At 39.8% G+C, this 14,835-nt stretch carries 13 protein-coding genes; 11 read left to right on the forward strand and 2 right to left on the reverse strand.

Annotation, left to right across the window (positions count from 1 at the left end; genetic code table 11):
• The first annotated feature begins 165 nt into the window (after window positions 1-165).
• Window positions 166-627 (forward strand): hypothetical protein, encoded by a 462-nt coding sequence (locus IEV39_RS14535; RefSeq protein WP_005283711.1) that lies wholly within the window; start codon window positions 166-168, stop codon window positions 625-627.
• 51 nt (window positions 628-678) lie between these two features.
• On the opposite strand, the gene IEV39_RS14540 is transcribed toward IEV39_RS14535, so the two are convergent.
• A complete protein-coding gene (locus IEV39_RS14540) occupies window positions 679-1,176 on the reverse strand; it encodes a hypothetical protein (RefSeq protein ID WP_005283714.1) in 498 nt (165 codons plus the stop codon).
• Between the two features lie 109 nt (window positions 1,177-1,285).
• On the opposite strand from IEV39_RS14540, the gene IEV39_RS14545 reads away from it, so the two are divergent.
• The 4 genes from IEV39_RS14545 (at window position 1,286) to IEV39_RS14560 (ending at window position 5,014) form a co-directional block, all read left to right on the forward strand.
• Window positions 1,286-1,822 carry a GNAT family N-acetyltransferase gene (locus IEV39_RS14545; protein ID WP_005283716.1) on the forward strand — a complete coding sequence of 179 codons (537 nt, stop codon included), beginning with the start codon at window positions 1,286-1,288 and terminating at the stop codon, window positions 1,820-1,822.
• Window positions 1,823-2,009: 187 nt separating this feature from the next.
• The gene (locus IEV39_RS14550; protein WP_005228953.1) at window positions 2,010-2,459 is read left to right on the forward strand and encodes a hypothetical protein; all 450 of its coding nucleotides are present in this window, start codon (window positions 2,010-2,012) and stop codon (window positions 2,457-2,459) included.
• 302 nt (window positions 2,460-2,761) lie between these two features.
• The gene (gene apbC, locus IEV39_RS14555; RefSeq protein ID WP_005283719.1) at window positions 2,762-3,991 is read left to right on the forward strand and encodes an iron-sulfur cluster carrier protein ApbC; all 1,230 of its coding nucleotides are present in this window, start codon (window positions 2,762-2,764) and stop codon (window positions 3,989-3,991) included.
• A gap of 147 nt (window positions 3,992-4,138) precedes the next feature.
• Complete coding sequence (locus IEV39_RS14560; RefSeq protein WP_171067869.1) at window positions 4,139-5,014, forward strand: 5'-methylthioadenosine/S-adenosylhomocysteine nucleosidase; 876 nt, start codon at window positions 4,139-4,141, stop codon at window positions 5,012-5,014.
• Window positions 5,015-5,038: 24 nt separating this feature from the next.
• Here the strand turns inward: IEV39_RS14560 and IEV39_RS14565 are convergent, their stop codons facing one another.
• Entirely contained in the window at window positions 5,039-5,596 is a 558-nt protein-coding gene (locus IEV39_RS14565; RefSeq protein ID WP_005283725.1) for a DUF2062 domain-containing protein, read from the reverse strand.
• A 313-nt stretch (window positions 5,597-5,909) separates the two neighbouring features.
• Here IEV39_RS14565 and IEV39_RS14570 point away from each other — a divergent pair, with 313 nt between their 5' ends.
• The 6 genes from IEV39_RS14570 to IEV39_RS14595 all read left to right on the forward strand — a co-directional run bounded on the left by IEV39_RS14570 (window position 5,910) and on the right by IEV39_RS14595 (window position 14,828).
• Window positions 5,910-6,503 carry a LysE family translocator gene (locus IEV39_RS14570; protein ID WP_005283728.1) on the forward strand — a complete coding sequence of 198 codons (594 nt, stop codon included), beginning with the start codon at window positions 5,910-5,912 and terminating at the stop codon, window positions 6,501-6,503.
• A 107-nt stretch (window positions 6,504-6,610) separates the two neighbouring features.
• A complete protein-coding gene (gene dcd, locus IEV39_RS14575) occupies window positions 6,611-7,180 on the forward strand; it encodes a dCTP deaminase (protein ID WP_002120290.1) in 570 nt (189 codons plus the stop codon).
• Window positions 7,181-7,440: 260 nt separating this feature from the next.
• Window positions 7,441-8,832, forward strand: coding sequence for a hypothetical protein (locus tag IEV39_RS14580; RefSeq protein WP_005283731.1), 1,392 nt, complete (start codon window positions 7,441-7,443; stop codon window positions 8,830-8,832).
• A 570-nt stretch (window positions 8,833-9,402) separates the two neighbouring features.
• A complete protein-coding gene (locus IEV39_RS14585; protein ID WP_005283734.1) occupies window positions 9,403-10,791 on the forward strand; it encodes a hypothetical protein in 1,389 nt (462 codons plus the stop codon).
• A gap of 327 nt (window positions 10,792-11,118) precedes the next feature.
• Window positions 11,119-12,465, forward strand: coding sequence for a DUF1667 domain-containing protein (locus IEV39_RS14590; RefSeq protein ID WP_227554527.1), 1,347 nt, complete (start codon window positions 11,119-11,121; stop codon window positions 12,463-12,465).
• Between the two features lie 245 nt (window positions 12,466-12,710).
• Window positions 12,711-14,828, forward strand: coding sequence for a hypothetical protein (locus IEV39_RS14595; RefSeq protein WP_005283741.1), 2,118 nt, complete (start codon window positions 12,711-12,713; stop codon window positions 14,826-14,828).
• Window positions 14,829-14,835: the final 7 nt, after the last annotated feature.

Genomic DNA, 14,835 nt, shown 5'->3' on the forward strand with positions numbered 1-14,835 from the left:
TTCTATAGGTCATGTAAATTGAGTTGTTAGATTGGATATACTTGCTATTTGTGATCTTATTTGAAGACGATTATCTGAATTTATCTTATAATAAATTTTACAGGCTTGTTTTGTCATGTATTTGTGTAAGCAATTAATATTTATATTAAATAAAAAGAGAAATAGATGAAAAATTATCATGGCGAACAGACTTCTTTTGTCTGGTGGTGTATCCGTTCAGTGATTTCGGGCACAGTTGCAACGCTCAGTATCGTGTTTTTTGTTTGGGGATTTTTGATTTATGAGCAGACGTTTTCACCTCAAGAACTTTCTAATGGGGCTCTTAGAGGCGTTGCTGCAATCATCATGTTCACGCCAGTTTTAATTGGTTGGCATAGCTTTCTTTATTTTATTAGTTATTATTTTTTACGGCACTCTAAAAAAATTGTAGATATCTCTCAAATACTTAAAGGTTTAGGTCTTCTATTTTTGGGTTATGTTATGAGTAGTGTTGTTTTCTTAAGTTTTCAGAGCTTGGATTTGACTATATTTACAACTTTAATCCTCTCATTTGTATTTATGTTATTTCCATTAATATTAGGCTTTATTACTACGAATTGGATCGAAAGACTGTTAAGTAAATACTAATGAATTACTTTGATTGAACATCTATTTTAGAAAAGTATGCATCCCGAAGGATTACATACTTTGCATTTGCTTGACTGTGATGCTGTGCTTGGAGTTCTTTCTTAACGAAATGACTTTTCCTTTAGACAGGAAATGGATGAAATAGCTCTTTAAGCCATCCGTTTTCGGATCAAGGGTAATCTCAGCAAACATCGGCGTTTGCCAAAGCTCATCACTGCCCAATGTCCCTAACCATGCCTGTGCTTTTAACACCACAGTAAATTGATCTTTGATTTCAAGGTCAGTAATGCTCAGTTCGCTGCACCAATGTTCAGTTTTAGGAAACTCGGCTTTCGAAAATTTCCAGCAAATGGTCAGCGCTAAACTGCTTTCAACCGGCGCTTTATCATCACTGATGTGATCAATAACCGGAATTAACTGTTCAGCCAAATCCTTTTCAAAAGACAGAATCATATTCTGGATTCTTCTTTTACTTGAAACAATGTACTTCAAGCGTTTTTCTTGGGCCTGAAGTTCTTGTTGAATTTCTAGAAGTTCATTTTCATTCATATAGGCAATTTTGACGACAAGGTCTATGATTGAGATATTTTCAGCAGTATATCCGATCTATCTCCTTATATTGTTAATAGTTTTTAATACACATTTATTGGTTCTAAAAATGATCGAAACAGCCAGATTACGTCTCAGACAATGGCGAGCAGAGGATAATGAAGCCTTTGCGGCCATGAGTAGCAATCCTCAAGTAATGCAGTACTTTCCGAACCTGCTGACACGGGCAGAAAGTGATGCTTTGATTGAGCGCATGAAATCAATTATCGACACGCAAGGCTGGGGGTTCTGGGCGGTTGAGTTAAAACATAACCAGCAATTTATTGGCTTTACCGGGTTGCATAATCAACCGACACAATTCTCCTTTTCGCCTTGTGTGGAAATTGGATGGCGACTCGATCAGGCTTATTGGGGACAGGGTTATGCGCCTGAAGCTGCCCAAGCTGCGCTTGCATTTGCTTTTGAGCAGTTAAAGCTGGATAAAGTGGTGGCCTTTACTACCTTGGACAATGCGAAATCGCAAAGAGTCATGCATAAATTAAACATGAATAAAGTTGGTGAATTTCAGCATCCAGCTATAGCCAAAGATCATCCACTCAGTTGGCACGTGCTCTACGAGATATTACACAAGAATTTTGTTCGCTAGGCAGGATGTTATTCATTTATATGCTTTTTATATCTGATAATAAAATAATTTATTGTTCGGCAATAATTTGAATCTTCCTGTATTTCATTTGTTTCAATTTGCAGCGCTCAGCAAAAAATAGCGTTAAACGCGGTATAACTAAGATTGCTCCAAACAATATGTTTTTTACCTATAGTGAGGAAATACCATGACAAATGAAAAACTTGATGAATTAAAAAACCAAGCCGCTGAATTGGGCGATGACTTAAAACACAAAGCAAAAGAAACTCAGCTACAAGGTGAAAAGGCAATTGATGACTTAAAACATTCTGCCGCAGAACTGAAGTTAAAAGGCGAAAAAGCCGTCGATGATCTAAAGAAAGATGTTTCCGAAAAAAATGCTGAAGGTAAAGAGGCGGCTTCGAGCAAAGTGGATGATATCAAAGCAAAACTGGAAGATACCCAGCATGCGGTTCAAGACAAATTTGACCACTTGAAAGAAGAAGCTAGCCATAAACTGGATGATGCCAAAGCCAAAGCCGCTGAATTGAAAGATGAAGCGGCAGCAAAATTTGATGATCTTAAAGCTCAGGCCAGTCACAAGCTGGATGATTTAAAGAAAGCCGCAACGGATACCATCAATAAATTCAAAGGTTAATACGTTTGATCTGCGAATAGGATGAAAGACTTCCCCAAACATATCTACGCTATGTTTGGGGATTTTTTTATTTAAAGGGATTTAAAAATATCTGGGCGACATGAGATCGATTATCCAGTCTAGCGTTGTTCGATCTAAGCTTTTTCTAACAAAAAAAGTGTATTGTTGGGCAGAGAAATCTAAAGCAGAAAAGTTGCTATAAAAAATGAGAAATTATCTGCTTTGAGAGGAGCGTCAGTTGTTCAATACTGCTAAACTAAGCAAACTCAATGCTATGTTGATCTGTTTTTGGAGTAAACAAAATGTCGTGGCTTTCTTCCTTAAAATCTGTTTTTTCACCAGCGCAAGAAGTGAAGGAAGACGAGATTCAAACAGTTCTACAAAGTTATGTGTTACCGCATTCAGAAAATGCGCTCAAAGATCGCATTAGTCAGGTCAATGTACAAGGCCGCATTCTACAGCTGACCATCAATACCTTTCCCCAAGAAAAAGATCACTTGCAACAGATTCATGACGAACTTGCAGAAGCATTGGAAAAGTGTGGCATTCAGGAATTAAACCTACATATTATTCAGCAAAAACATGCGGCGCATGGTGAGGCAGGTCATAGCTGCTCATCCAAACCAAAAGCAGAAAATAGCAATTTACCGCCTGTGATGGATGCTTCACCAAAAGCAGAAGTAGATCCCAATAATCCGCCGATTCAAAAAGCTGCACCGCAACAGCGCGATGTGACAGCACATCCCCGTATTCAAAATGTGATTCTGGTGTCGTCGGGTAAAGGTGGTGTGGGTAAATCAACTACTACAGTAAACCTTGCATTGGCTTTACAGCAGCTCGGCTTAAAAGTTGGGGTGCTGGATGCCGATATTTATGGCCCAAGTATTCCAACCATGTTGGGCAATGCCGGCAAAACCCCACTGATTGAAAATGAACACTTTGTACCTTTAGATGCCTATGGCATGGCCGTACTGTCGATTGGTCATTTAATCGGTGAGCACAATACGCCTGTGGCATGGCGTGGACCAAAAGCCACCGGTGCATTGATGCAGTTGTTTAACCAGACTTTATGGCCTGATCTGGATGTACTGGTCATTGATATGCCACCGGGAACTGGCGATATTCAATTGACCTTGGCACAACGTATTCCGGTCACGGGTGCGGTGATTGTCACTACCCCACAAAATGTAGCCTTAATGGATGCGACCAAAGGCATTGAGCTATTCAATAAAGTGAATATTCCTGTGTTGGGTGTGATTGAAAATATGTCGACCCATATTTGCTCGAATTGCGGACATGAAGAGCAGATTTTTGGTACAGGCGGTGGCGATCAGTTGTCAACGCAATACCAGATTCCATTACTGGGACGCTTACCTTTAGATGCGAAAATCCGTGAGCATGCCGATCAGGGCACACCAAGTGTAATCGCGAAGGATGCCGCTGCCGAAAGCTATCTCAATATTGCACAAGCCGTGTTGCAACACATGGATAAGCTGCCGAAGCGTCAGAAAGACGATAAACGAATTTTCTAAGCCCACCGAAAACCCAACACGCAAATGTTGGGTTTTTGCTTTCTAATCGAAATCAAATTTTGATCTAGACCATTCCATAACTCACTTTTAAAAACAAAGTAGGTACGTAACTTGCTTTGTATAGACTTTCTTTTTTAAGACAGGTGAATGATGCAATTCAAATCTTTTATCGGTATTGCCACGCTATGTACGACGCTTTTTTTAGCTGCATGTAATGGTGATAGCAACTCAAATTCGACTCAACCTCAAGAACAAGCGAAACTCCAGCCGATCGTGATTCAGGGAGCATTACCTGTCGAGTCGGAAAAAATGGCGGCCCAGTTAGAGAATGCGACTGTAGAAATGATTGGGGAATGGAAGTTCTGGAAGGGCACCTATAAAGGTTATCCTGTGGTGATTTCCAAGACGCGTATGGGCATGAGTAATTCTGCTGCTGCCACTGCACTTGCAATTCAACATTACAAACCGATTGCGATTATCAATCAGGGCACAGCCGGTGGTCATGATCCAGACCTACATGTATTTGATATTGTATTAGGTAAATACACCACCAATATCGGTGCGTTTAAAACACCCAATAAACCCCTTGGTGGTGGTTCAAATGCTTTAGAGTGGAATGAAGCCTTTGATGTTTTACCTGATGATGAGTCTGATCCTGAGCCAATTGCGATCCGTAAATTTGAAGGTGACAAAGAACTCTTGCTTGCTGCTTACAAGGCAAAACCAAATTACAGCAAAGGACAAGTGGTGGAAGGTACGATTGGTTCGGCAGATACCTGGAATAACGAGCTTGATCGCATCAAGCAGTTCCATACGGTTTATGGTACTTCGGTAGAAGAGATGGAAGCAGCTTCAGTGGCCCAGATTGCCCATCAGTTCAATGTGCCATTCTTGGGGATCCGTGTGTTATCCAATAACATTACCAATAATGGTGCCTATGACCCTGCCACAGGTGAAGCATGTCAGGAATATGCACTCGATGTGGCAGAACAATATATGAAGGCCAAAGCCGCAGCGAAATAAGTATTCTTATTAAGAAGAAATCATTTAGATGGTTTCTTCTTTTCTCTCTTTCTCACGATTTTTCCAGCTCCGAATTACACTCCAACGCCAGAGTAAGTGTGTCGCCGCATAAAATAAAACCGCAAATAAAATTGCTTCAATCATCAGCCCTGAAACCAGGATCTTGGCAAGGCTAAAATCAATATGTCCATGCCCAAAATTTTTGATCCAGTTTAGAATCTGATGCAGAACACCAAGCAACATGTCTTTATTGATCATATTGACGTGATAAATCTTGCTACCGAACCAGAACCCTAAATAAAGAATCGGTACAACCGTAAAGGGGTTGGTTAACCATGCCATGCATAATCCAATCGGCAAGTTCACTTCAAACAGTAGCACGGTCAGGATAATAAACACGCTATGAAACGGAACCGGTAAAATGCCCCAGAAGGTGCCAATAAACATAGCTTTTGCAATAGAACGGCGATTTACATACCAAAGCAGTGGATTTAAGGTGCGTTCACCAAAAATCTTCATAAATTTTAGTCGAGCGACTTTTTCCGAAGAAGGTAGCCACTTATGAAAAAATTGCTTAGGCATAAATCATGTGGAGCGAATAAGAGATAGGAGGGGAAACAGCTTATAAAATAACATTAATTACTTAGCAAAAACTTAAAATCATGTCTCCATTTATCTGGGGGTAGCGGGGGTACTTATCAAGCCATCTCCATAATTTGAATCTTAAATACTCAGGCATCTGCCTGTGACTGTGCAGTTAGTACTACTTGAAATTTTAAAAACATAAATAAAATAAAAGCTTATAAAGATTTTCGTCATAAGTCCTTACAGTTGTTTTTTTGCTATAGCTGAGTAATTGGATTAATCTGAAAATCTCTCATAGTGAGGTCATTCAATGATTTCATGGTTTTTTATTGGTTTAGTAATCACCATTCTGCTGACACCAGGCCCAACTAATACCTTACTTGCATCTTCAGGGATTCAGGTCGGATTACGTAAATCTTTACTGCTTATTCCAGCGGAAGCGGTCGGCTATATTATTGCCATTACGGCTTGGGGCATGTTGATTGGTAAAGTATCGGCCACTTTTCCTTTATTACCCACGTTTTTGAAATTATTGAGTGCGACTTATATTATTTTTCTTGCCATCAAGTTATGGCGTACGGCGAATCAGGATGTGGTTTTAAATCAGCCGACCATTCGCCCCAAAGAACTCCTCTGCGCAACTTTGCTCAATCCTAAGGCTTTACTGTTTGCTTCAGCCATTTTCCCTGCTGCTGCCTGGAAAAGTCAGGACATTTATATGGCACACATGGGGACATTTGTGGCTTTAATTCTTCCGATTGCTTTATTCTGGATTTCAGTCGGTGCAATGCTGGCAAGCAAGAAGGTAAACTGGCTCTCTCAAGCGAAACTGCAACGTACCGCCTGTGTTGTGCTAGTCAGCTTTGCGATTCCAATTAGCTATTCAGCGCTCAACAATTTATAACATTCTCACCTCTATTGAAGCGAACGCATGAGAGGTGTTGTTTTCATTAATAGCATTTTAAGTTAAAGTACTCGCCAATTATTAACTTCGTCTTTGGATAAAAAGTCATGGCTATAAAATCTGATCGTTGGATTCGTGAAATGAGCGAAAAACACGGCATGATTGAACCTTATGCGGAAAATCAAGTTCGTTTTGATAAAAACGGTGAAAAGTTGATTTCTTACGGGGTATCGAGCTATGGCTATGATGTCCGTTGTGCGCGTGAGTTCAAAGTGTTTACCAATGTGCACTCAGCCATTGTTGACCCTAAGAACTTTGATGATAAAAGCTTTATCGATATCGAGTCTGATGTATGTATTATTCCGCCAAACTCGTTTGCCTTGGCACGGACCATTGAATATTTCCGTATTCCACGTAATGTATTAACCGTTTGCCTTGGCAAATCAACCTATGCACGTTGCGGCATTATTGTAAACGTAACCCCGTTAGAGCCAGAGTGGGAAGGTCACGTTACCCTAGAATTCTCGAATACAACCAACTTGCCAGCACGTATTTACGCAGGTGAGGGCGTTGCACAAATGTTGTTCTTTGAAAGTGATGAAGTATGTGAAACTTCATATAAAGATCGTGGTGGTAAATACCAAGGTCAAACTGGCGTGACTTTGCCAAAGACCTGATTATTAGATTTAAAAAAAAGCTCATCATATAAACTATGGTGAGCTTTTTTTTATGTGATGCATTTAAATAAGTTGTATATTTTTGGCCTAAAATGTTTAGATAAATTAAACTTGTATTTAATTTGTTTTAAAATATAATTAAAAAATGCTTTGTTTTATCGCCGTTCACAGTGCGGATATAAATTAGAAAACTGTGTGTAGTTGAGATAAAACATTATAAAAATAAACAAATATGGATGTTTTAAACATGGAGGTCGGTCATGCGACAGTTTAAATCTCTTCATTTAGCTATGCTTTTGTTAGGTAGTTCATACGTAAATTTTGCTTATGCCACAGCCGGTACATTAAAAAGCATGACGGATACGGAACTCTCTGCAACCACAGGCCAGGCATTGATGAGTTTTTCGTATATTGCTCCCACTGATCTGGCCAATAAAGAAGCGTTGCGAGATGGCGGAGACAAAACCATTGGTTTCTATACGTTGGGACTGGAAGCTGAAATGGAGTTGAACGTCAATATTAAAAAACTCCAGTTAGGTTGTGGTGGTACCAATGGAGCAGGTGGCTGTGATATCGATATTGATTACCTCAGTCTGAGTGGTTTAGGTAATTCTGAAACTTCTAATACCGATAGTGCGGCTGATCGTGCAGCACGTGCTGGCTCATCAGCGGTTTTAACCAATCCATTCATTGAGTTTGCAGTCAAGAATCCAGATAAAGCTTCAACCCGTCAAATTGTTGGACTAAATTTAAGTGCTGAGAAGGCTTTGGGTTTAATTACTTTCGGTCTTGAGAATGGACCCACTAAGACAGGTATTAACTCACTCAGTGGTTATATGGAAATTGCGGCCACGACTGGTCTGGCCAATGTAAATGGATTTGGAACAAGTCTGGTATCTGGGGAGCCAGACAGAAACACGTTAAATCAATCTGATGGTTATAATCCGATTACTGGCAAGATATGCTCTACACCTCTTCTTTGTATACCCACAATTGATTTTGAAACTACGGATTATGCGCTCAACCTTCGGGATAAAGCCACAGGCAGTAATATTTTAAAAGGGGATTTAGCTATAGGTCAGCAACCGATTACTGGAAAGCGGATTACCAGTGCGAATTTAACTGCTACAGCCGCGGTCCGTGATATTGATTTAAGTGGAAACATTGTAGCGAAGGCAATGGGACTGAATCTGGATAAACAGGTCACCGGTACGATTCAGAATTTGCTAGTTGATGTCGCGATCAGTGAAGATTTAGGTTATTTCCACAAGGCGAATCTAAATGGTACAGCGGCATCACTTTCTTTACAGTCACAGAATATCCAGTGGACCAATAACAAATCTGTTTCACAAAATGGATGGTGGCTTGAGTTTAGTAATCCAATCGATATTGGTTTCATTCAACCTGCATTTAATGTTGATATTCCTAAAGCGACACTTAATGAAGCATTCTCTCAGGTTTCTCAGTATCTGAACGATCATCCGATTGATTGTGGACTACTTGGTGCGGCAAATTGTCTTCTGGGGAATACAGTCCCTGTAGGGACGGTGAATTTAATCAATGCAATCCGACCACAAATGGCCCTAACGAATTTAGAGCTAGCGACTCAAAAATTTACCCCAAACTGTTATGGTACTTTAAAATTTTGCTAATTTAATCTAAAAAATAAGCAGCTTGGCTGCTTTTTATTTATATATTTTCATAGGTTAACTAAGAGATACCAATTAATTATCTTTAAAATACAATTCATTAGATGATGAGTTGAACGGATATATAGAACTTAAATCTTTATATTTGATTTTTTCACGTTATTCCACTTGATTCCCCCTTTATTGTCAAAAATCGCAGTAGCTTAGGACGCCTCTAAAACAAGGAGCTAGCCTTCATGTTTCTTCTGTCCCATCTAAAGTATGTCTAAAACTCTCCTTATGGTGATGTGGAAGGAGGCGCGTATGAAACAACACTTTATTTACATTGCAATATTTCAACTTGCTGTATGAGAAATGATCTATTTGATATTTAATATGATTATTTTTTTGTGATATTTTTTTACCTTTATGGGTCATTTTTGTCATATATTGTATATTATTTAACACTTTTCAGGGTTATAGTAGGTGTAGTTATAAAAGTAATTATTAGCTTACTAATTTTTTTGTCCCTTAATTTTAGGGCGGAAAATTGTTTAGAGCTAAGATTTAGAATCAAAAAAAAGGATTTTTATAATGAAAAAGAAAGGATTATCTACAATCTTTTTGGGGATGATCGGAGTTTTTGTTCATCCTGCTTATGCGACAACCAGTACGTTGAAAAGTATGACGGATACGGAACTGTCTGCAACCACAGGTCAGGCATTGATGAGCTTGTCGTATATTGCTCCTACTGATTTGGCTAATAAGGAAGCACAACGTTTTGGTGGAGACAAAACCATTGGTTTCTATAAATTGGGACTGGAAGCTGAAATGGAGTTGAACGTCAATATTAAAAAACTCCAGTTAGGTTGTGGTGGTACCAATGGAGCAGGTGGCTGTGATATCGATATTGATTACCTCAGTCTGAGTGGTTTAGGTAATTCTGAAACTTCTAATACCGATAGTGCGGCTGATCGTGCAGCACGTGCTGGCTCATCAGCGGTTTTAACCAATCCATTCATTGAGTTTGCAGTCAAGAATCCAGATAAAGCTTCAACCCGTCAAATTGTTGGATTAAATTTAAGTGCCGAGAAGGCTTTGGGTTTAATTACTTTCGGTCTTGAGAATGGACCTACTAAGACAGGTATTAACTCACTCAGTGGTTATATGGAAATTGCGGCCACGACTGGTCTGGCCAATGTAAATGGATTTGGAACAAGTCTGGTCTCAGGAGAAGCGGCCAAAGGAACCTTGAATCAATCCGACGGCTATAATCCGATTACAGGTAAGGTATGTAGTCTTCCCGCTCTCTGTGTTCCTACAATCAACTTTGAAACCTCATCTTATGCGCTCAACCTTCGGGATAAAGCCACAGGAAGTAATATTTTAAAAGGTGACTTGGTCTTGGGCCAACAACCCATTACAGGAAAGCGGATTACCAGTGCGAATTTAACTGCTACAGCCGCAGTCCGTGATATTGATTTAAGTGGAAATATTGTGGCAAAGGCAATTGGATTGAATTTGGATAGACAGGTCACCGGTACGATTCAAAATCTTATTGTAGATGTTGCAATCAGTGAAGATTTAGGTTATTTCCACAAGGCGAATCTAAATGGTACAGCGGCGTCACTTTCTTTACAGTCACAGAATATCCAGTGGAGTAATAATAAATCTGTTTCGCAAAATGGATGGTGGCTTGAGTTTAGTAATCCAATCGATATTGGGTTTATTCAACCTACATTGAATGTTGATATTCCTAAAGCGACGCTTAATGAAGCATTTTCACAAGTATCTCAATATTTGACCGATCATCCGATTAATTGTGGAACATTTGGGGTATTGAATTGTCTTTTTGGTGATACGATCCCAACAGGGACGGTGAATTTAATCAATGCAACCCGACCACAAATGGCCCTGACGAATTTAGAGCTAGCGACTCAAAAATTTACCCCGAACTGTTATGGTACTTTAAAATTTTGCTAATTTAACCTGAAAACATTAAGCAGCTTCGGCTGCTTTTTATTGGTCTAATGATTTATCGCACTTATATTCTACATATTGGTTTAAAGAAAAAAATAATAAAAATAGATAGATCCGTTGATAACCCAAAACTTAAATATTGGAGAGTTTCATCGGAAGTTACTTATTATTTAACAATAGATTGATTTATATTGATCGAGGGGAAAGGTAGATCTGTCGATTATACCTATTAATAAAACTTATGATGATCATGACTTCATCTAAGTTTTAGAACTTAAAGGGATTTCTATAATGAAAAATAGATATTCATCTATATTTTTTCTAGGGGTAATGAGTTGGTGTTGCAATGTGACTTATGCAGTTCCGCATACGTTGCAAAGTATGACTGATAGTGAAATGTCTGCAACAACAGGACAGGCATTGATGAGTTTGTCTTATGTGGCACCCACTGATTCGGCCAATCAGGAAGCAAAGCGTTTTGGTGGAGATAACACCATTGGCTTTTATAAACTCGGTTTAGAAGCTGAAATGGAACTGAACGTCAATATTAAAAAGCTTCAACTAGGCTGTGGCGGGAGTAATGGACCTGGCGGTTGTGATATTGATATTGATTACCTGAGTTTAAGTGGTCTAGGTAACTCTGCAACTTCTAATACGGACAGTGCTGGCGACAGAGCTGCCCGGGCAGGCTCTTCGGCGGTTTTAACCAATCCATTTATCGAGTTTGCAATCAAGAATCCAGATAAAGCATCGACACGTCAAATTGTCGGGCTGAATCTAAGTGCAGAAAAGGCCTTAGGTCTGATTACTTTTGGTCTGGAAAATGGTCCGGCTAAAAGTGGGATTAACTCATTGAGCGGATATATGCAGATTGCCGCAACAACAGGTATTGCCAATGTAAACGGGTTTGGAACAAGTCTAGTTGCAGGCGAGGCCGCGAAAGGCACGTTAAACCAGTCAGATGGTTATAATGCGATTACGGGGAGGGCTTGCTGTGTTTTAGGCATTCCGATTGGTTTTACGACAACAGCTTATGCGCTTAATTTAAGAGATAAAGCGACAGGGAGTAATATCTTAAAAGGAGATTTAATTTTAGGGCAGCAACCGATTACTGGCAAACGTATTACCAGTGCCAATCTGACTGCTACGGCCAAGGTCCGTGACATTGACCTGAGCGGTAAACTGAGTGCAAAAGCAGCAGGAATCATTAATCTAGATAATAAAGATGCGAGTGGTCTCATCAAAAACTTGACCGTCGATGTGGCGATTAATGAAGATCTAGGTTATTTCCACAAAGCCAACCTCAATGGTACAGCTGCCTCATTGTCTTTACAGTCACAGAATATCCAATGGACCAAGAACACCTCTATTTCTCAAAATGGCTGGTGGCTTGAGTTTACCAATCCGATCGATATTGGATTTATTCAGCCTACGCTAGCGGTAGATATTCCTAAAGCCACATTAAATGAAGCGTTTAAGCAAGTAAGTGATTTCTTGTATGATACGCCTGTCAAATGTGGCGGAATTATTGCAGAGAATTGTTTGCTTGGTAGTGCTATTCCAGTTGGTACAGTAGATTTAATCAATGCAACCCGTCCACAAATGGCCTTGACGAATTTGGAGTTAGCGACTCAAAAATTCACACCGAATTGTTATGGAACTTTAAAGTTCTGCTAGTTTGATACGAATAATGAATTAAGCAGCTTCGGCTGCTTTTGCTTTATGCACTCATCGGAAAAATGTAACATTTAGCCAGTTTGTTTTGCATTTGTGTAATTATTCGGCATAATAAATTGTGATGAGATAGACATGATTCGTCTATAGCTTGAGTGATGCTAGGAAGCAGTTTTTAAAATCACTCAGAAGGATGAAAGAAAAAATATAACGTAGGTGCGGAGCATCGGGTGATTAGGAAGGTCAAGATGGCTATACCCCATATGGATTCATTTCAAAAGACTGTTTTAGCAAGTTTTATTGGACTATGTATCAGTCAATCTACTTTTGCGTTACAAGAACTCTCAGATGAAGGTTTAAGCCAAACCACAGGTGAAGGGATCGCATTACTCCCACAAAACACTTATATGATTTTTCAGGGAGAAAAAAATACCACGACAGGGGCAGATTTACTGAATCGGCAATTAGATACCGGCTATATTAACTATGTTCCAGTTGGACCATTATCACTTGCTGCAACAGATACTAATAAAAGTGGTGGTGTAGATGCGGGAGACCGTGCAGTCGGTAAAGCCGATTTATTTTTATACGGATTGGCGCTCTCTGCCTCAAATCCAGGTCGTACAAGCAATAATAATGAACGGGTGGGTTTGAATACTGCGGGTACAGCAATTAATGCAATTAGTAGCTGGGGTTCAGCGAGTAACCCATGGATTGTAAAAGTTCAGTCGGAAGCCAATATTCCTACCTTTACACCAGATGGAAGTACGCCGAATACCGATACTGGACAAATCACCTACATGGCTTTAGAAGCGCCTTTGTATGAATATTATAATGATAATACGACAGGTGTCGGTGCCCCTACGGTAATTAAAACAGGGGCAGATCCAGTTGGTGTTAATGCTTATAATTTAAAATTAGGGCTATGGGCTGATGCATTTGTACGTAATCCCAATAAAGCTGATGGCGCAGCGGATCAGTTTCAGTATGGAAACAATGTAGGTTTAGTTGGTACCAGTATTGATCCTACCCGTGCAAATCGTCTGCGTTTACAAGGTATATGGAACGGTTTTAGTTTAAATGGCAGTAATTTAAAAATATTCCAGACTTTGAATGGTGCAGGAAGCACGGGGGGCTTAAGTCCTTTTTATAATAACACATTGGGTTTGGCAGGTGTTTTTCGTTTCAATAGCGGGGATGGTGCCAATTTAAAAGCGGGTATGGTTATAAATACACCTACCTCTACAAAAACAGATACTCTGCCTACGCTAAATGCGGGAGAAACTTGTACAGCCTGCGGCTCTGGAACAGACATCTGGACACCTCGTTATAGTCCGGGACAAACCAGTAACCCTGGTGCGGCTGGTGTGACCGAATATCGTATCCGTAGTCAGACCACTAAAATAACCTCAACAGGTAACTGGACCGCACCTACAGGTTTAAATGATCGTGTACTCCGCTTAAGTACCAGAGAAACAACAGATACAGCGAATTTATCAACACCTGCGATCCAAGGTGGCAATGCGCCTACTTTTGATGCCAATGAAGGGATTTTTATCTATAACCTGAATACCAATCTTGTATTAGGTAATTTATATCAGCCTGTAATTTTAGGTTCAGATGGCAAGAACTTTAGTCTGGAAGTTGCACGTATCCCAAATAAAGAAAGTATATATAAGAAAATCTATACTGATTACACAGGTGCTGATACAAGTTATAAAGGATCTACCTGTAACGTTTATCAATGTGGCAGCAATATCAGTTTGGGCGGTAAAACTTATCAAGGCTCAAATGCAACACATAGCAGTATTGGTATCGGTACTGTTTATAGTGATGATGGCGGTACAACCCTTCAGGCTTTCAAGGGAACTGACACACAGGATGCGGTGGGTATTTCTTTTGGTTCTTTAAAATCAGGCGCCGTCTCAAGAGAACGTTATTTTTATCAACTACAAAATCAGCAACGAACAAGCGTAGATTGTAGCGGATGGTTTTGTAGTGGCTATCGTTGGCAATATCGCACTGGCAGTGGCACCACTACAGGAAGTAATGGTGATTACGGCCTGCGATTTGATTCTACCAGCGGTGTAAACTGGGCTAATATTGATAGTACTGCACTGTATGACCCAACTGTTTTAAATGCTGGTTATACACGTCAAGATGCCGGAAATAGCAGTCAAAAATTTGTGGTTCCAACGACTGGAGCATTACCGGATGCCCGTTTTGAAGGTGGACGTTGGTATACAACCACACCAAATGCAGATATCAATACTTATAGATCTGGTTCACCAATCAATAATATGGGTTCGGCTGTGATAGATGGCGTCTTGATTCAGCATCTTAAAATTACGACAACTGGACTGTAAAAGGAGT

Origin of the sequence: Acinetobacter courvalinii (genome assembly GCF_014635545.1) — a bacterium.
Lineage (GTDB): Bacteria > Pseudomonadota > Gammaproteobacteria > Pseudomonadales > Moraxellaceae > Acinetobacter > Acinetobacter courvalinii.